The sequence below is a fragment of the Nocardia grenadensis genome, from assembly GCF_050942415.1.
Lineage (GTDB): Bacteria > Actinomycetota > Actinomycetes > Mycobacteriales > Mycobacteriaceae > Nocardia > Nocardia grenadensis.
The window spans coordinates 4,797,354-4,814,078 of the sequence record NZ_CP192054.1 but is presented as its reverse complement, the minus strand read 5'-3'; the positions used below and the strand labels follow the sequence as shown (position 1 = coordinate 4,814,078).

The 16,725-nt window shown below is 68.4% G+C and carries 14 protein-coding genes; 10 read left to right on the top strand and 4 right to left on the bottom strand.

The genetic code is table 11. The features are described 5' to 3' along the window. Nucleotides 1-38: 38 nt before the first annotated feature. Nucleotides 39-1,130: an ABC transporter substrate-binding protein gene (locus ACQPYS_RS21985; protein ID WP_433490666.1), complete on the bottom strand. Its 1,092-nt coding sequence runs from the start codon at nt 1,128-1,130 to the stop codon at nt 39-41. Between the two features lie 573 nt (nt 1,131-1,703). Between ACQPYS_RS21985 and ctaD the strand changes: the two genes are divergently transcribed. The 8 genes from ctaD to ACQPYS_RS21945 all read left to right on the top strand — a co-directional run bounded on the left by ctaD (nt 1,704) and on the right by ACQPYS_RS21945 (nt 11,940). Further along, nucleotides 1,704-3,443, top strand: a complete 1,740-nt coding sequence (ctaD, locus tag ACQPYS_RS21980) for an aa3-type cytochrome oxidase subunit I (protein WP_063039829.1) — start codon at nt 1,704-1,706, stop codon at nt 3,441-3,443. A gap of 605 nt (nt 3,444-4,048) precedes the next feature. Further along, a complete protein-coding gene (serB, locus tag ACQPYS_RS21975; RefSeq protein WP_433490665.1) occupies nt 4,049-5,266 on the top strand; it encodes a phosphoserine phosphatase SerB in 1,218 nt (405 codons plus the stop codon). Nucleotides 5,267-5,420: 154 nt separating this feature from the next. Next, complete coding sequence (locus tag ACQPYS_RS21970) at nt 5,421-6,212, top strand: aminoacyl-tRNA hydrolase (RefSeq protein ID WP_063039930.1); 792 nt, start codon at nt 5,421-5,423, stop codon at nt 6,210-6,212. 264 nt (nt 6,213-6,476) lie between these two features. Next, complete coding sequence (locus ACQPYS_RS21965) at nt 6,477-7,310, top strand: ABC transporter ATP-binding protein (RefSeq protein ID WP_063039932.1); 834 nt, start codon at nt 6,477-6,479, stop codon at nt 7,308-7,310. Between the two features lie 528 nt (nt 7,311-7,838). After that, the gene (locus ACQPYS_RS21960) at nt 7,839-8,747 is read left to right on the top strand and encodes an NUDIX hydrolase (protein WP_431941956.1); all 909 of its coding nucleotides are present in this window, start codon (nt 7,839-7,841) and stop codon (nt 8,745-8,747) included. Between the two features lie 11 nt (nt 8,748-8,758). Next, nucleotides 8,759-9,541 (top strand): enoyl-CoA hydratase-related protein, encoded by a 783-nt coding sequence (locus tag ACQPYS_RS21955; RefSeq protein WP_063039833.1) that lies wholly within the window; start codon nt 8,759-8,761, stop codon nt 9,539-9,541. A gap of 72 nt (nt 9,542-9,613) precedes the next feature. Further along, the gene (locus ACQPYS_RS21950) at nt 9,614-10,594 is read left to right on the top strand and encodes a class I SAM-dependent methyltransferase (RefSeq protein ID WP_431941957.1); all 981 of its coding nucleotides are present in this window, start codon (nt 9,614-9,616) and stop codon (nt 10,592-10,594) included. Continuing rightward, entirely contained in the window at nt 10,594-11,940 is a 1,347-nt protein-coding gene (locus ACQPYS_RS21945) for a THUMP-like domain-containing protein (RefSeq protein WP_433490664.1), read from the top strand. Before ACQPYS_RS21950 ends, ACQPYS_RS21945 begins: the two co-directional genes overlap by 1 nt. A 27-nt stretch (nt 11,941-11,967) precedes the next feature. On the opposite strand, the gene ACQPYS_RS21940 is transcribed toward ACQPYS_RS21945, so the two are convergent. Together ACQPYS_RS21940 and ACQPYS_RS21935 are read right to left on the bottom strand one after the other, a co-directional pair. Beyond that, complete coding sequence (locus ACQPYS_RS21940) at nt 11,968-12,579, bottom strand: hypothetical protein (RefSeq protein WP_433490663.1); 612 nt, start codon at nt 12,577-12,579, stop codon at nt 11,968-11,970. Further along, complete coding sequence (locus ACQPYS_RS21935; RefSeq protein ID WP_433490662.1) at nt 12,555-13,619, bottom strand: hypothetical protein; 1,065 nt, start codon at nt 13,617-13,619, stop codon at nt 12,555-12,557. The genes ACQPYS_RS21940 and ACQPYS_RS21935 overlap by 25 nt, the downstream gene beginning before the upstream one ends. A gap of 347 nt (nt 13,620-13,966) precedes the next feature. Between ACQPYS_RS21935 and ACQPYS_RS21930 the strand changes: the two genes are divergently transcribed. After that, nucleotides 13,967-14,515: a DUF1697 domain-containing protein gene (locus ACQPYS_RS21930; protein ID WP_433490661.1), complete on the top strand. Its 549-nt coding sequence runs from the start codon at nt 13,967-13,969 to the stop codon at nt 14,513-14,515. A gap of 4 nt (nt 14,516-14,519) precedes the next feature. Here the strand turns inward: ACQPYS_RS21930 and ACQPYS_RS21925 are convergent, their stop codons facing one another. Then, a complete protein-coding gene (locus ACQPYS_RS21925) occupies nt 14,520-15,269 on the bottom strand; it encodes an acyltransferase (RefSeq protein WP_063039845.1) in 750 nt (249 codons plus the stop codon). A gap of 140 nt (nt 15,270-15,409) precedes the next feature. On the opposite strand from ACQPYS_RS21925, the gene ACQPYS_RS21920 reads away from it, so the two are divergent. After that, entirely contained in the window at nt 15,410-16,720 is a 1,311-nt protein-coding gene (locus ACQPYS_RS21920; protein WP_433490660.1) for a PQQ-binding-like beta-propeller repeat protein, read from the top strand. The last annotated feature ends 5 nt before the right edge of the window (nt 16,721-16,725 follow it).

Sequence of the window (16,725 nt, the reverse complement as noted above, 5' to 3'; positions counted from 1 at the left end):
CCGAGGCTGCCCACCTCGACCGGGCGTGCGCGGGAGCGTCAGTCCATGACGTAGGCGTTCAGGGTGTCGCGGATATCGGTGAGAACCGCCCGCGCCGCCGTGAGGCCGGTGGTATGCCACAGCGCGTCGTCGACCACGAAGGTGCGATTATCGACCACCGCGCCGAGTTCCTCCCACGGTTGCGAGCGCATCACCGATTCCCCGTGCTCCTGCCCGTCCGGGCCCGCGAACAGTACATAGATCAGATCGCCCTCGGCGGCCACGGGATCGGATTCGTCGATCGGGGCGGAGGTGTCGCGCTGCCCGGTGGGCCGGGTGGCGCCGGTATCGGCGAGGATCTGCGCGGCGAAGGTTTCGCTGCCCAGGTACTCCGTACCGCCCGGGGTGAAACGCACGATCGAGGCCTGGACGTAGCGGGCGTTGATGGTGGCGCCGGTATCGGCGGCCTCGGTGTGATAGGCGTCCAGCGCCGCCGCGCCCGCACCCTGCCGGCCCATTGCGCCCGCGAACGCGGTGAACTGCTCCTCCCAGTTCGGCTCCGCGCCGACCAGCACCGTCGGGGCGATCGCGCTCAATGCTTCATAGCCGGCGCGGCCGGCGGGGACCTCGCCGATGATCAGATCGGGGTCCAATTGGGCGATGAGTGCCGGATCGGGATCGGCGGCGGTACCGACACCGGGGATCTCGACCACCCCGTAACCCAGATAGCCGGGCTGCGGCGCGGGACCCGGGACCGTGGTCGTGCCGACCACCCGCTCCCACAGCCCGACCGCGCAGGTGGCATCGAGCGCGGAGGTCCCCAGCACCACGATGCGCTGCGGATCCGCCGGAACCCGGGACTCGCCCGACGCGTGCCGGACGGTGCGGGTCGGGCCGTCCGCCGGATCGGGCGGGGACGGTAGCGGGCAGGCCTGCGTGGTGTCGCGTTCGATACCGACCACCCCCGCACCTGCGATTTTCGTCGTGGTGCGGATGATCGAGGCCGAATCGTCGGGATGATCCGCGCACGCCGACACCGCCAGCGCGGTACAGGCGAGCACGGCGCCCAGAAGCCGGCCGAACCGGCCGGTCCGCCCGGAGATCCAGGGCTCACGCGCGGCGGGGTTGTGGACAGCGGGGCTCACCGGCATGCGGGGAAGGGTACACGGCTGTGTTTTTTGGCGCCGCCTTCGGCGTCGCGCGATTGAGGCCCCCTTGGTCTCGCCGTTTCGGCCTCGAGACTCCAGCCTTCGGCTCCTGCGATGTGCGGTGGGCCGTCCGTAGAGCGCGACCGTTGAGCACCTTCGGTCAAGGGGCGAGACGGGCCTCAACCCTTCGCGGTATCTCGTACAACTCGACGCGTACGGGTTACATCTGTTTTGTGCGGCATGGACGGCGAGATGGGCTTCGCCCCTCGGCGGTGCTTCGTAGGACTCGGCGCATGGGGTTGTGTCTGCTCTGTGCGGCTGCGTGACAGGGACGGTGAGCCGGGTCGGTGTACTCGGGGCCTGCTGCCGCCACCGGTGACCGGCGGGCGTTCGCTCGGGAAAGAGTGCTCGGCGGCCCCGAGTACGACAGAGAGTAGGACCCGGGGGACCCCGCTTCAGCGGAAGGTTTACGATTCGAGAAGCGCAAGCTAACCGTTGGCCGCCCGGGCACACCGGGCGGCGGGCAAAACAGTGGAGCCTGCGGAGCGGACTTTAAAGGCACCTTCAGGAGGATCAGTGACTGCCGTAGAGCCCAAACCAGTCCCGCAGGGGGTGGAAGCGACTCGGCCATTTCCGGCGCGAACAGGGCCGAAGGGGTCGTTCATCTACAAGATGGTGACCACCACGGACCCCAAGGTCCTGGGTGTCATGTACTTGACCACCTCGATGGCGTTCTTCCTCATCGGTGGCCTGATGGCCCTCATGATGCGTGGTGAGCTCGCTCGTCCGGGCCTGCAGTTCCTGTCGCCCGAGCAGTTCAACCAGCTGTTCACCATGCACGGCACGATCATGCTGCTGTTCTACGCGACCGCGATCGTGTTCGGCTTCGCCAACATCATCCTGCCGCTGCAGATCGGCGCCCCCGACGTCGCCTTCCCGCGCCTGAACGCCTTGAGTTACTGGCTGTACGCGTTCGGCGCCACCATGGCGACCGCTGGCTTCATCACCCCGGGCGGCGCCGCGGACTTCGGCTGGACGGCCTACGTGCCGCTCACCGATATCCTGCACTCGCCGGGTGTCGGCACCGATCTGTGGATCATGGGTCTGGCCGTCTCCGGTCTGGGCACCATCCTCGGCGGTGTGAACATGCTGACGACCGTGGTCTGCCTGCGCGCTCCGGGTATGACCATGTTCCGGATGCCCATCTTCACCTGGAACATCGCCGTCACCAGCGTGCTCGTCCTGCTCGCCTTCCCGCTGCTGACCGCCGCGCTGATGGGCCTGGCCTACGACCGGCACCTGGGCGGCCACATCTACGACCCGGGCACCGGCGGCATCCTGCTCTACCAGCACCTGTTCTGGTTCTTCGGGCACCCGGAGGTCTACATCATCGCGCTGCCGTTCTTCGGTATCGTCTCCGAGATCTTCCCGGTCTTCAGCCGTAAACCGATCTTCGGTTACACCACCCTGGTCTACGCGACCCTGGGCATCGCGGCCCTGTCGATCGCGGTGTGGGCGCACCACATGTACGCCACCGGCGCGGTGCTGCTGCCCTACTTCTCGTTCATGACCTTCCTCATCGCGGTCCCGACCGGTGTGAAGTTCTTCAACTGGATCGGCACCATGTGGAAGGGGCAATTGACGTTCGAATCACCGATGTTGTTCTCGGTGGGCTTCCTCGTCACCTTCCTCTTCGGTGGTCTGTCCGGTGTCATCCTGGCCAGCCCGCCGCTGGACTTCCACGTCACCGACTCCTACTTCGTGGTCGCGCACTTCCACTACGTGCTCTTCGGCACGATCGTGTTCGCCACCTACGCCGGTATCTACTTCTGGTTCCCGAAGATGACCGGCCGCATGCTGGACGAGCGGCTCGCGAAATGGCATTTCTGGACCACGTTCCTCGGCTTCCACCTCACCTTCCTGGTGCAGCACTGGCTGGGCGCCGAAGGTATGCCCCGCCGTTACGCCGACTACCAGGCCGGTGACGGATTCACCACGCTGAACACCGTCTCCACCATCGGTGCCTTCATCCTCGGCGCCTCGATGCTGCCGTTCCTGTGGAACGTCTTCAAGAGCTACCGATACGGCGAAGTGGTCACGGTGGACGATCCGTGGGGCTACGGCAACTCCCTGGAATGGGCCACCAGCTGCCCGCCGCCGCGGCACAACTTCTACGAGCTGCCGCGAATCCGCTCCGAACGTCCCGCCTTCGAACTGCACTATCCACATATGGTCGAGCGGATGCGTAAGGAAGCGCACGTCGGATTCACGGGCGATGCCAAGCATCATCCCGAGGAGACGCTGGTCAAGTCCTGACCTTCGGTCGTTCACGAATGCACCCGTCGGCTTCGGTCGGGGGGTGCATTCGTCTGTGGTCGGCGTCGGATGTGGGCGAGGGATTCTCGGTTCGCCTCGGAGCGGGATTGCGGTCCCGGGATACGCGAGAGCGCGCAGGCAGGCAGTTCGTGAAGGTGAGAGATGCCGGCTTGTTCGTGAAGGTGCTGTGTTTTCTGGCGGTGCCTTCGTCGCCGCGGGGTTGCGGCCCCCCTTGGTCTCGCCGTTTCGGCCTCGGGACTCGAGCCTTCGGCTCATGCGATGTGCGGTGGACCGTCCATACAGGGCGACCGTTGAGCACCTTCGGTCAAGGGGCGAGACGGGCCTCAACCCTTCGCGGTGTCTCGTAAGACTCGACGCATGCGGGTTGCGGCGGCATTCGACAGCCGGGGTGAGTGGGTGGGTTCGCGGGGATGTGGTGGTGGGCCTGTCCGAGGCTTCTGTGTGGGCGTGCGGGGAGGGGGCCGTCCGTAGACCAGGTGGCGGGTGTACTTACATTGTTGTGGGCAGGCCCGCGAGTCCTGCGATTGTGCGCAGCGTGGCGCTTCTTCCTGGCGCGGAGGCGCCGCCAAAGATAGGGGTTTGTTTTGGCCGAGACCACCGTGCTGGTCACCGTTACCGGGCCCGACCGTCCCGGTGTGACATCGGTTCTGCTGACGGCCATGTCACGGCACCGGGTGAGTCTGCTCGATATCGAGCAGGTGGTGATCCGCGGCCGGCTCACCCTGGGTGTGCTGATCAGCTGCCCGTCCGACCCCGAGTCGCTGCAGGACGAGCTCGAGGAGGCGATGAACACCGTCGGTATGCAGGTGGACGTCGATATCGACGCCCAGGTCGCGCGGGCCCCGGTGTCCACGCACGCCGTCGTGGTGCTCGGGTCGCCGGTGACGGCGCGGGCGTTCAGCGCGGTGTCCCGGGAACTGGCCGGTCTCGGCGCGAATATCGACACCATCCGCGGTATCGCCGACTACCCGGTGACCGGGATGGAACTCATGGTCACGGCCTCGGAGCACGGCGGGGATACCGATTCCCGGTTGCGGACCGCGCTGGCCGATGTGGCGGTCATCGAACAGGTCGATATCGCGGTGGAGCGGGCCGGACTGGCGCGCCGGGCCAAACGACTGATCGTCTTCGATGTGGATTCCACCCTGATCCAGGGTGAGGTGATCGAGATGCTGGCCGCCTACGCGGGGGTCGAGGAACAGGTGCGGGAGGTCACCGAGTCGGCGATGCGCGGGGAGATCGATTTCGCGGAATCGCTGCGGCAGCGGGTGGCGACGCTGGCCGGACTGGACGAATCGGTGATCGGGGAGGTGGCGGCGACGATCGAGCTCACCCCCGGTGCGCGGACCACCATCCGGACGCTCAAACGGCTCGGCTTCCGGTGTGGGGTGGTCTCCGGTGGGTTCCGGCAGGTGATCGACCCGCTCGCCCGCGAACTGGATCTCGATTTCGTCCGGGCCAACGTTCTGGAAGTGGTCGACGGGAAGCTCACCGGCCGGGTGGTCGGGCAGATCGTGGACCGTGCCTACAAGGCGACCGCGCTGCGGGCCTTCGCGGCCGAATCCGGGGTGCCGATGGAGCAGACGGTCGCGGTGGGTGATGGCGCAAACGATATCGATATGTTGAACGCGGCGGGCCTGGGCGTGGCGTTCAACGCCAAACCCGCGCTGCGGGAGGTCGCCGACACCGCGCTGTCGCAGCCGTACCTGGATGCCGTGCTGTTCATCCTGGGCGTGACCCGCGACGAGGTCGAGGCCGCGGATGCCGAGGACGGCCTGCTGCGGCGGGTACCACTGGGGTGAATTCGTATTTGTCTGCGGCCCCGCCGGACTCGGCACCGCGAGGGGTGGGGTGTCGGTGCGTGGGTAGGCTGTCGTCCGGTGAAGCTCGGGTGTTGGGAGGGTTGGTGGAATGCCGGATAGCGGCGTGACGGAGGTAGCGGCGAACGGTCGCGAGATGGATGCGGAGCCGGACTTCCCGGAAGACGTCGATCCCGAGTTCCTCGCGGACCCGGGGTTTTCCGAACGCCACGCCGAACTCGCCGCGGGATACGGGAAGCTGGGCGATCCCGAGGATCCCGCGCAGGTACAGGCGATGCAGATGGTGCTGCACCTGCCCAAGACCGATCCGCCCGCGCGCAGCGATGTGCTCGCGGCCGCGGCGGCTGCGGCGGTCATGCTGTGCCTGGACCCGCGCGTCGGGTACGAAGGTGAATGGGAGCAGCGGTATCTGGCGTGGAAGCGCGCACGGATCAGGAAGGTCGCCCGGCGGGCGCGTGGGGCGCAGTGGGCGGCCGCGAACGAGGTCCCCGGAGTGACTGTCGAAAGCGGCGGCGCGCTGGTACGGGCCCTGGTACCGGGACCGGTGGGGGAGGTCGACCCGCGGATCCGGCGCCTCCAGATCGGCGGCACCGATCTGGAATCCGACGATCCCGGTCCGGTGCCCCTGGATGTTCCCGTGTTCTGGGTCAATGCCGAACTCGGGATGACCGTCGGCAAGGCCGCCGCGCAGGTCGGGCACGCGAGCATGCTTTTCGCCGGCGCGCTGCCGGTGGAACAGGCCCGGACCTGGGCGCAGCGCGGATTCGCGTGCGCGGTCCGCGAGGCCGGGCCCGACGAGTGGCAGATGCTGCGGGCGGCCGTCACCCGCAGCGCGGCGACCGCGGTGCGCGACGCCGGTTTCACCGAGGTCGCGCCGGGTTCGACGACCGTGATCGCCACCCGGCCCGCCCGGCCGGACCAGTGGTAGGAGCCGCGCACCGTCCACACGGCCGGCCACCCGGAAGCGATGTATCACGTCGACCGGGTGGTCGGCGGCCGACACCACTCCCGGCTCACCGCCGCCACGGGTGAACGCGCCGCGGTGGCCGTCGCGCGGCTTCCCGAGGCGTCGGCGCCGATGTGCTCTCACCCGTCCTGTTTGTCGGATACCGCCGGTCCGGGTGGTCTTCCGCGCCGGGGCCGCGGCGAATCGCGGGTGCCGGTGCCGCGAGCGTGTTCGCCTCGAGACAAGATGGAGCGCGTGGCGCACCCCGATCCAGATCTGCTCATCGACTTCACCAATGTTTCCATCCGCCGCAACGGGCACAATCTCGTCGGCCCGCTGACCTGGCAGGTAGAACTCGACGAACGCTGGGTCGTCCTGGGCCCCAATGGAGCCGGTAAGACCTCGCTGTTGCAGGTCGCGGCAGCCGAGACCCACCCCTCCTACGGCACCGCCTACGTACTCGGTGAACGACTCGGCAAAACGAATGTCAGCGAACTGCGGCCCCGGATCGGCCTGTCCTCCGCGGCCCTCGCCGCACGTATCCCCCCGGAGGAGCGGGTCGCCGACCTCGTCGTCTCCGCCGGTTACGCGGTACTCGGCCGCTGGCGTGAGAAATACGACGACCTCGATACCGACCGGGCGATCGACATGCTGGAAAGCCTCGGCGCCGAACACCTTCTGGATCGCACCTACGGGACGCTGTCGGAAGGCGAACGCAAACGCGTCCTGATCGCCCGCGCCCTGATGACCGACCCGGAGCTGCTGCTGCTGGACGAACCGGCCGCGGGCGTGGACCTGGGCGGCCGTGAGGAACTGGTGGAGAGCCTCGGCGATCTGGCCGCCGACCCCGACGCTCCGGCACTGGTGCTGGTAACCCACCACGTCGAGGAGATCCCGCCGGGCTTCACCCACTGCATGCTGATCAGCGAGGGCGAGATCGTCACCCAGGGGTTGCTCGACGACGTGCTCACCGCCGAGAACCTGAGCGAGGCCTTCCGCCAGTCCATCGCCCTCGACCGTATCGACGGCCGCTACTTCGCCCGCCGGAAGCGCCGGTTGGGCCGCCACCGGTCGCGGTAGGGGATCCACCGGGGGCCGGAAAGCGCGAGACTTCGGAAACGGTGATGAAGCCGTGGGCGAACGACAACCGGCACAGCGGAAGGCCGGGCACGCATGTGCCATGGGCTCAGGCCTGGGTGCTGTGCGGCCAACTGGGAGCGGGAGGCTGCGGTTGCCCGTCTCGCCGGCGTGGCCATGCGCCGCCCCGAACCTCGAATGCCGACGTAACCCGCGTGCGTCGAGTTCTACGAGACACCTCAAAGGGTTGAGGCTCGTCTCGCCGTTTCGGCCTCGAAGTGCATGCGATGTGCGGTGAGCCGCCCATAGAGTGCGACCATTGAGCACCTTCGGCCAAGGCTCGAGGCCGAAACGGCGAGACCGAGGGGGCCTCAACCCCGCGGCGCCGAGGGCGCCGCCAAAGAACACAGACCTTCACGAGTAGGTCTACATCTCTCACCTTCGCCAACTCACCGGCACGCCTCGTCCTTGCACTCCTCGTCGCTGCGCGCCGTGGTCCCCGCGCACCGTCGCCCCGCCCCCACAGCTAGTGTGCGAGGGGTGAGTGAGACGACTGTGCCGGATTCGGTGGCGGAGGTGCCCGAGGCCAAGGACGCCTCCACCGTGATGCTGGTGCGTGACGGCGCCGCCGGCCCGGAGGTTTTCCTGCAGCGGCGGGCCGGGGCAATGGATTTCGCCGCCGGGATGACCGCTTTCCCGGGTGGCCGGGTGGATCCCGTGGACGCGGAGGTGGCGATCGATTGGGCCGGGCCGTCGCCGCGCTGGTGGGGGGAGCGGTTCGGGGTATCCGCGGCGCGGGCCAAGGCGCTGGTCTGTGCGGCGGTGCGGGAGACCTTCGAGGAGTGCGGGGTGCTGCTGGCCGGGCCGACCGCCGATACCGTTGTCGCCGATACCACCGGGTACCGCCGGGAGCGGGAGCGGATCGAGGGCCGGGATCTGACGCTGTCGGAGTTTCTGGCCGAGCAGCGGCTGGTGTTGCGCGCCGATCTGCTGCGGCCGTGGTCGCGCTGGATCACTCCGACGGTGGAGCGCCGCCGCTACGACACCAATTTCTTCGTGGCGGTACTGCCCGAGGGGCAGTTGGCCGACGGTGCGACCACCGAAACCGATCTGGTGCTGTGGTCCACTCCGGCGGCGGCCCTGGAGACGTGGCGGGCGGGTGGGCATATGCTGCTGCCGCCGACCTGGTCGCAGTTGACGTCGCTGGCCGGTTATTCCGATACCGCGCTGATCCTGGCTGCCGAACCGGCGATCGATCCGATCCAGCCGGTATTCGGTGAGGTGGATGGTAAGCAGCTGCTGCAGTTCCCGGAGAATACGCGCTACTTCGCCGATCTGCCGGACCCGTCGCGGCTGGTCGGGTCCAAGGGGACGCGTGATACCGATCCGTCGCTGCTGGGCGGCTCCGGGAATGCGGGTGGCGCCGCCGGCGGCCGGTAGCGTAACCGTCCATGGCGGAATTCGTATCCCTGTCCCGGTCCGGCGCGGCGAGCGGGTCCGGGCGTGGTGTGGCGGTGCTGCGTATCGCCCGCCCGCCGATGAACCTGTTCGACACCCAGCTGATCCGGGAGATCGGAGAGGCGGCCGCCGCCTGCGGCGCCGATCCGGAGATCGCGGCGCTGGTGGTCTACGGGGACGAGCGGGTGTTCTGCGCGGGTGACGAGCTGGCGGAGCTGGCCGAGCTGCCCGCCGAACAGGCCGCCGCCATGGCCGGTGACCTGCAGACCGCGCTGGGCTGCCTGGCCGCGATCCCACAGCCCACGGTCGCCGCGATCAGCGGCTACGCCCTCGGGGCGGGGCTGGAGCTGGCGCTGGGGGCCGACCGGCGCATCATCGGCGACAATGTGAAGCTCGGATTCCCGCAGATCGATGCGGGCCTCATACCGCTCGCGGGGATCCGCCGGCTGTCGCTACTGATCGGTCCCGGGGCGGCGAAGGATCTGGTGTACAGCGGACGTTTCGTGGAGGCCGACGAGGCCGCAAGGCTGGGGCTGGTGGATCAGGTGGTCGCGCCCGACGATGTTCTGGGGGCGGCGATCGACTGGGCCCGCCGATTCACCGACGGTCCGGCGCGGGCGCTGGCCGCCGCGAAGGCGGTGTTCGAGGCGGGGCCGCACGGTCCGGAACGGGCCCGTGCCGAGTGGGCGGGGCTGTTCGACACCGCGGACCAGCGCCTCGGAACCCGCTCCTACCTGCGTGACGGGCCGGGGTCGGCCGTATTCACCGGGCACTGAACGAGTCGCGGGTCACCCGAACCTACCCGGCGGTATCGGAAGATCGGCCGGGAAAGGATAGGCTCTCCGACCATGACGGTACGCCCCGACGACCCCGCACCCCATCCGCACGCCACCGCCGCGGAGGTCGAAGCTGCATTCGAGGACACCAAGCTCGCCCAGGTGCTGTATCACGACTGGGAAGCCGAGACCTACGACGACAAATGGTCGATCTCCTATGACGAACGCTGTATCGATTACGCCCGTGGCCGGTTCGACGCCGCGGTCGGCACCGACGCGGAGCTGCCGTACGAGCGTGCTCTGGAACTGGGCTGCGGTACCGGTTTCTTCCTGCTGAACCTGATGCAGTCCGGGATCGCGAAGAGCGGTTCGGTGACCGATCTGTCGCCCGGCATGGTGAAGGTCGCTCTGCGCAATGCCGAGCATCTGGGCCTGGATGTGGACGGCCGGGTCGCCGACGCCGAGACCATACCCTACGAGGACGACACCTTCGACCTCGTCGTCGGACACGCTGTGTTGCACCACATCCCGGATGTGGAGCAGTCGCTGCGGGAATGCCTGCGGGTGTTGAAGCCCGGTGGCCGTTTCGTCTTCGCCGGTGAGCCGACCACCATCGGCAACTTCTATGCCCGCAATCTGGGCAATATCACCTGGAAGGCGACCACCGCCGTCACCAAACTCCCGTTTCTGCGGGATTGGCGCCGCTCCCAGGAGGAACTGGACGAATCGTCGCGGGCCGCCGCGCTGGAGGCCGTGGTCGATCTGCATACCTTCGACCCGACCCAGCTCGAGGAGATGGCGCGCTCGGCGGGCGCGGTGGACGTGGCCGCGCACACCGAGGAATTCGCCGCCGCGCTGTGGGGCTGGCCGGTGCGGACCTTCGAGGCAGCCGTTCCGGACGAGAAGCTCACCTTCGGCTACCGGATGGCGATGTATCGCGCCTGGCTCGGGTTGAGCTGGGTGGACGAGAACGTGATGCGCCGGGTGGTGCCGCGACAGTTCTTCTACAACGCCATGATCACCGGCGTGAAACCGGCCGCCGCCGGGAAATAGTGGGGTACGGCTTCAGCGCGGCCGATATCGGCTACCTCGGCTCGGCCGACGGTACGGCCGCACTGGCCGGGGTAGCGGAGCTGGAACTCACCTCCGCCTCGCAACTGCGTGATGTGGCCGCGGTGCGCCGGACCTACGGTGAGCGCGCCCCGGCGCTCATCGAGACCGTCCGCCTGCGCCGCCGGGCCGCGGCCAAATTGTCCGGTGCGCAGCATTGGCTGTTGACCGACGACGCGCTCCAGCAGGCCACCCCGACCCCGGTCGCCCGGCACCGGGCGGCCCGGCTGGCGGGTCGCGATGTCCACGATGTCACCTGCTCGATCGGCGCGGAAATGGCCGAACTGGCCCGCGTATGCCCGCGCGTGGTCGGTAGCGACCTGGACCCGGTCCGGCTCGCCATGGCCCGCCACAATCTGTCCCATCCGGTCCCGGCGCCGGCTGCTCCCGCGCGCCACAGGGGGACTTCCGTGGCCGGCGCCGCCGCAACGACGGAGTGGAGAGGTGGCGAACCGGGGGCACCCGGGCTCGGCTTCCGCGGTGCCGCGGGCGAGGGGGATGAACACAGCTCGCCGGTGCCCCCTCCCACGCTGCCGCGGGCGACGCCGAATACTGTGCTCGTGCGCGCCGACGCCCTGGTCCCGTGCACCTCCGGCACGGTCGTCGTCGCCGATCCGGGGCGGCGGGCCGATGGGAAACGCACCCACGATCCGGCCGCGCTACAACCGCCGCTACCTGATCTACTGTCGGTATACGCGGGTCGTGATCTGGTCGTGAAATGCGCTCCCGGACTGGATTTCGATACGCTGGGCTGGGACGGCGAGATCGAGGTGGTCTCGCTGGACGGTGGGGTCCGCGAAGCGTGCCTGTGGTCGGCGGGCCTGCGCGAGGCCGGTGTGGGCCGCCGGGCCACCGTCCTCACCTCTGCCGGCGCGGTGACCACTCTCACCGATGCCGACCCGAGCGAGATCCCGGAGCGCGAACCGGGGGAGTGGATCGTGGACCCGGACGGTGCGGTTGTCCGGGCCGGCCTGGTCCGGCACTACGCGGCCCGCCACGGTCTGTGGCAGCTGGATCCCCGGATCGCCTATCTGACCGGCGACCGTCTTCCGGCGGGGGTGCGTGGCTTCCGGATTCTCGACCGCTGCGTACTGCGGGAGAAGGTGTTGCGGGCCGCACTGCGCCGCCGGGACTGTGGGCAGCTGGAAATCCTGGTCCGCGGTGTGGATATCGACCCCGACGTCCTCCGGCGACGCCTGAAGCCCACCGGAACCCGGGCCTATACGCTGGTCATCACCCGTATCGGCACCGGGGCTGCTGTCTTCCTGTGTGAGGCGGCGCGGGCCTGATCGGGTGACCGGCGGCGCCGAAACTGGTTACGGAAGTTCGACGTAACGCGGCGGCTCCCCGTCCAGGGCCTCCAGGATCGGAATGGGTTTGTTCGTCGGTAGCCCGTTCTCGTCGAACGAGAGCACCCCGCCGGCCCCGCGCACCGCGGTGGCCCCGTGTAGCCGTTTCATGGCCTGTAGCACCTGGTCGGAGTGCACGGTGTTCCCGGCGTAGCCGGCCGCCTGCCGGATCGCCTGGACCGCCGTCACCACCGCGTCGTGTTCCATAACGGCGGCGAAGTCGTCCAGGGCGTCGTCGGAGAACGCGCGATAACAGACCGGGCCCGCGCAGTCGGGCGCGAACTGCGCGACGGAGTGCAGGTTGAACCGTTCCGGGTGGTCGCGCCAGGCCTGCGGATGGACGAGCCCGGTGTAGAGCACCGTTACTCCGGTCTCCAGCGCAACTCGGGCGGGGCTGTCCGAGAGGCGGTAGTACGGCATATCGTCACCGGTGACCACCCGAATCGGGAGCTCCCGGCAACGGCGCTCGGCGAGCGCGGTGAGGAAGGTGAGCGCGTGGGCGGCCCGGCCCGCGAAATAGATGGTGTCCGGGGCGTTCTGGCAGATGTTCGGCATCATGTAGTGGAACGCGTTCGCCACATTGCCGATTTCGGAGTCGTAGCCCTCCGCCGGTCCGGCGAAGCGCTGCGGATCGTCGGGGAAGCTCGCCGCGAACGCTTCGGCGAGGGTCCGATACCGCCGGTGCGGTGTTCGGGTTCGCGGCGTTCGGTGTCCTCGCTGAAGCGGTGCATTCCGGGGCGGTGCCAGCATTCGCTCCAGGCCGGCAGCCACTGCGCGCTGGTGGCGACGACCACGAGTGGATCCGGTTCGGCTCCGTTGCGCCGGCGTGCCTCGCGCAGGGTCTGCAGGAACTGCCGTCCCGCAGGGGTGTGCGCGTTGTCCAGCAGCAGTACGGAATTGAGCGTCCGGCGCGCTCCGCGGACGCCGCTGTAGGCCTGGCGTAGATCGCGCAGGAAGGCCATACCGAAGATGGCATCGGCCTCGGCACGGGACTCGTCGTCGCCGTGCGCCCATTTGGCGAGATCGATCAGCATGTCGTCGCGCCGGATCTCCTCGCCGGTCAGCCGTGGGCCCTGCGTGATCCGCCGCCTGATATTGAGCCGGTTCAGGCTCTGCAGCAGGGTTTCCACGGTCACGGCCACCCACGGGGACAACCCTTCGGGCACCTGGCCCGCGGCTTCGAGGATATCGGCGACGTCCTGACTGCGCGCCTCCATCGGCTGGGCGCTGGAGACGACCCGGCGCAGATTCCGCAGCGCCGCCCGGCGGTTGTCCTCGTGCATGTGGAGGGTGCTGCCCACTGCCACCAGGCACAACCACAGTTGCGGGAAAGCTATCCGGCCGAACTGGCGACGGTAGTGGCCCAGCTCGAACGCGAGTTCGCCGAACACTTCGCGCGGCGCGCGTTCGCCCTGGCGCAGATCCACATGGGCGAGTGGAAGTTTCGCGCAACGCTGCGCGAGTTCTTGCAACAGAACGGTTTTGCCGCTGCCGGGCGGCCCCACCGCCACCACCACCGGCAGCGATCGGCTCCGGCCCTGCGGCCGCTGGACCAATTGTTCGATCAACCCCCCGGTGATCGGCTCCAGCCCGTGCAATTTCGAGCCTTCTACAGGCATCGCCCCTCCCGGTTCGGCATCGATATCCGGCATATCGATTTCCCGGCACCGCGTGGACGCCCCGGTCATCCCGGCCTGAGCTGGGCAAACCGGTCGAAGGTATCGATCGGTACAGCCATCCTAGGCGTACCGGCGCCACCGTCGTGGCCGTGCGCGGAAACAGCCCGACATTTCGATCACCGAGCCGGCGCGCCCGAACCGGGGCAATTACCGTTGGAAGCACCGGAAAGCGGGATGTGAAATGCGAGCGTACGAATTGTCCGCGCGTGATCGAGTAGGTGGCATCGGCGCGCGGTCGCGGGCGCCGGTCGGGCGTGGGTGTCGGAGAGGCGGGGTACGGTCGCGTCATGACGATGTACGCCGCGCTGCTGCGGGGGATCATGCCCAGCAACCCGAATATGAGCAACGAGAAATTGCGCGGCGTGTTCACCGGGCTCGGTTTCGACTCGGTGGCCTCGGTGCTGTCCAGCGGCAATATCGTTTTCGCGACCGAGCAGACCGGGGTCGCCGAACTCGAGGATCGCATCCAGGTGGCGCTGAGCGCCGAACTCGGTATCCCCGGCGGCACGATCATCCGCACCGAGGCCGAACTGCGCGAGCTGCTCGACCGGGACCCGTTCGCCGGTTTCACCCACGGCCGTGGCACCTATCTCACCGCGACCTTCTTCAAGAAGCAGGGTGAAACTCTGCCGGCGATGCCCGCCGACGACGATCCGCTCACGACGATCATCGGCTACGACGCGGCGGCTCGTGTCTTTCTCTCGGTCGTCGACAACAGCACACCGAGGACGCCGAATTTCATGGCGTGGCTCGACCGCGCCTACGGCAAGGACATCACCACGCGCACCTGGCTGACGGTGCAGCGGGTGATCAAGAAGATCGAAGCGGTGAAGTAGCGGCTCACGCCTCCTGCGCGACGCCCTTCTTCTTCCGTTCGATATCGGCCAGCGCCGCCTCCCGCGCCGCCCGCTGGGCCGCGCCGGCCTCCCAGGTGGATTTCCGGTTCTTCACCACCCGCGCCGGTGCGCCGACCGCGATGCTGTAATCCGGGATCTCACCCTTGACCACGGCGTGCGCGCCCAGCACACAGCCGCGGCCGACCCGGGTCTCGCGCAGCACGGTGACCTTGGCCGCGATCCAGGTGTCGGGGCCGATCCGGACCGGGCTCTTCACGATGCCCTGGTCCTTGATCGGCAGCGTGATGTCGTCCATGCGGTGATCGAAGTCGGTGATGTAGCACCAGTCGGCGACCAGGGTCGACTCGCCTATCTCGATATCGAGGTAGGTGTTGACGACATTGTCCTTGCCGAACACCACCTTGTCGCCGATCCGCAGCGAGCCCTCGTGGCAGCGGATGGCGTTCCCGTCACCGATATGGACCCAGCGCCCGATCTCGAGCCGGCCCAGTTCGGGGGTCGCGTGGATCTCCACATTGCGACCGAGGAACACCATGCCGCGCAGGACCACGTGCGGGTTGGCGAGCCGGAATTTGAACAGCCGGTAATAGCGGACCAGGTACCAGGGTGTGTAGGCCCGGTTGGCCAGCACCCAGCGTAGCGAGTCGAGGGTGAGGAACCGGGCCTGCCGCCGGTCGCGGCGCCGGGAGCCCTGCCAGCGTGAGCGCAGCGGCGCGCCCCACATGCTCGTCACGAACGTCTCTCCTCGTATCCTGTGCTGCCCAGTACTGCCGAACAGCCTACTTTCGTGCTCGGCGACCCCGGCCTATACCCTTCCGTTAATCTTCCACACACGTGGGCCCGGGGAGACAGGACGACAGAGGAGACCAGCAGGTGCGTATCGGCAGCGGCGTACGGACCGTGACCTGGCTTGCGGCGGCGGTGGCCGCCACGGGGGTGCTCACCGCCTGCGGCACCGATGTCGACGACATCACCGTCGGCCGCGGCCTGGGCTGGCCCGCGCCGGGGCACGAGAGCCGCAACAGCGGCACCACCTCGGTGACCGGTTCGCAGGCGCTGAGCCTGCAGTGGTCGCGGCCGGTGGGCGGACCGGTCGCACAGCCGCCGACGGTGGGGTCGGACGGGCAGATCTTCGTCACCAGCCGCACCGACGCGGAATGCGATATCTTCTCCTACCAGATGCCCACGGGGCGTAAACGCTTCTGCAATCCGCTGGGCCCCAATGCCATCTATTCGCCCACCCTGCTCGACGGCGCGAACAATGTGTACGTCGGTCTCGACAGCGGCGTGGAATCGGATAATCTGCTCGGCCAGCCGCGCTGGCGGACGCCGGTGGCGGGTGTGCCGGTCGGGATGCAGTTCACCGGTGACGGTCATCTGCTGGTGATCACCCAGTCCGGCCAGGTCGATGTGCTGGAGCGGCAGACCGGCAAACGGATGGTTCCCACGCAGCAGTTGCTGCCGCAGCCCGATTTCCTGCAGTCACCGAATCTGGACTGGCCGCCGGCCGGTGCCGGCCTGGAGGATTGTGACACCGGCGGCCCGGACTGCGCGGTCGCCACGGTGGCGGCGATGGATATCGGCACCGGGCGGATCTACGCGACCGTCCGCAAGCCCGGGGAGTCCAAGGCCGCCCTGGTGGCGCTGCGCTATGCCGACGGGAAGGTCGAGCAGGAGTGGAGCCGGGAGATCCTGGCCGGTGGCAGTGCCACCGATCCGGCCTTGTCGGCCGACGGCGCGACGCTCTACGTCGGCGACAACAGCAAACGCCTGATCGCGGTGAACACCGCCGACGGCACCCCGAAATGGGAGGCGCAGCTGGACTGGGAGCCGCGCCGGGGGATCTCGGTCTCCGACGACGGCCTGATCATTCCCGCCGGTGACGACGGCTATCTGCTCGCCCTGCAGGACACCGGCGACAGTTTCGAAAGGGTCTGGGAGCGCAAGGATCTCGCGCTGCGGGGTAACCCGGTGCAGACCGCGGGCGGGATCGGCTACGTCACCGCCGCCATCGGCACCGGATTGAACCTGGTCACCTTCGATACCGGCACCGGTGCCACCCTCGATTCCGATGTCCTGCCGGGAGCTCAGGGCACCACCACCGGCACCGCGGTCGGTGCCGAAGGCGAGGTCGTGGTCGTCACCCGGATCGGAGAGATCTTCGCCTTCGCGGAGAACGACTGATACGT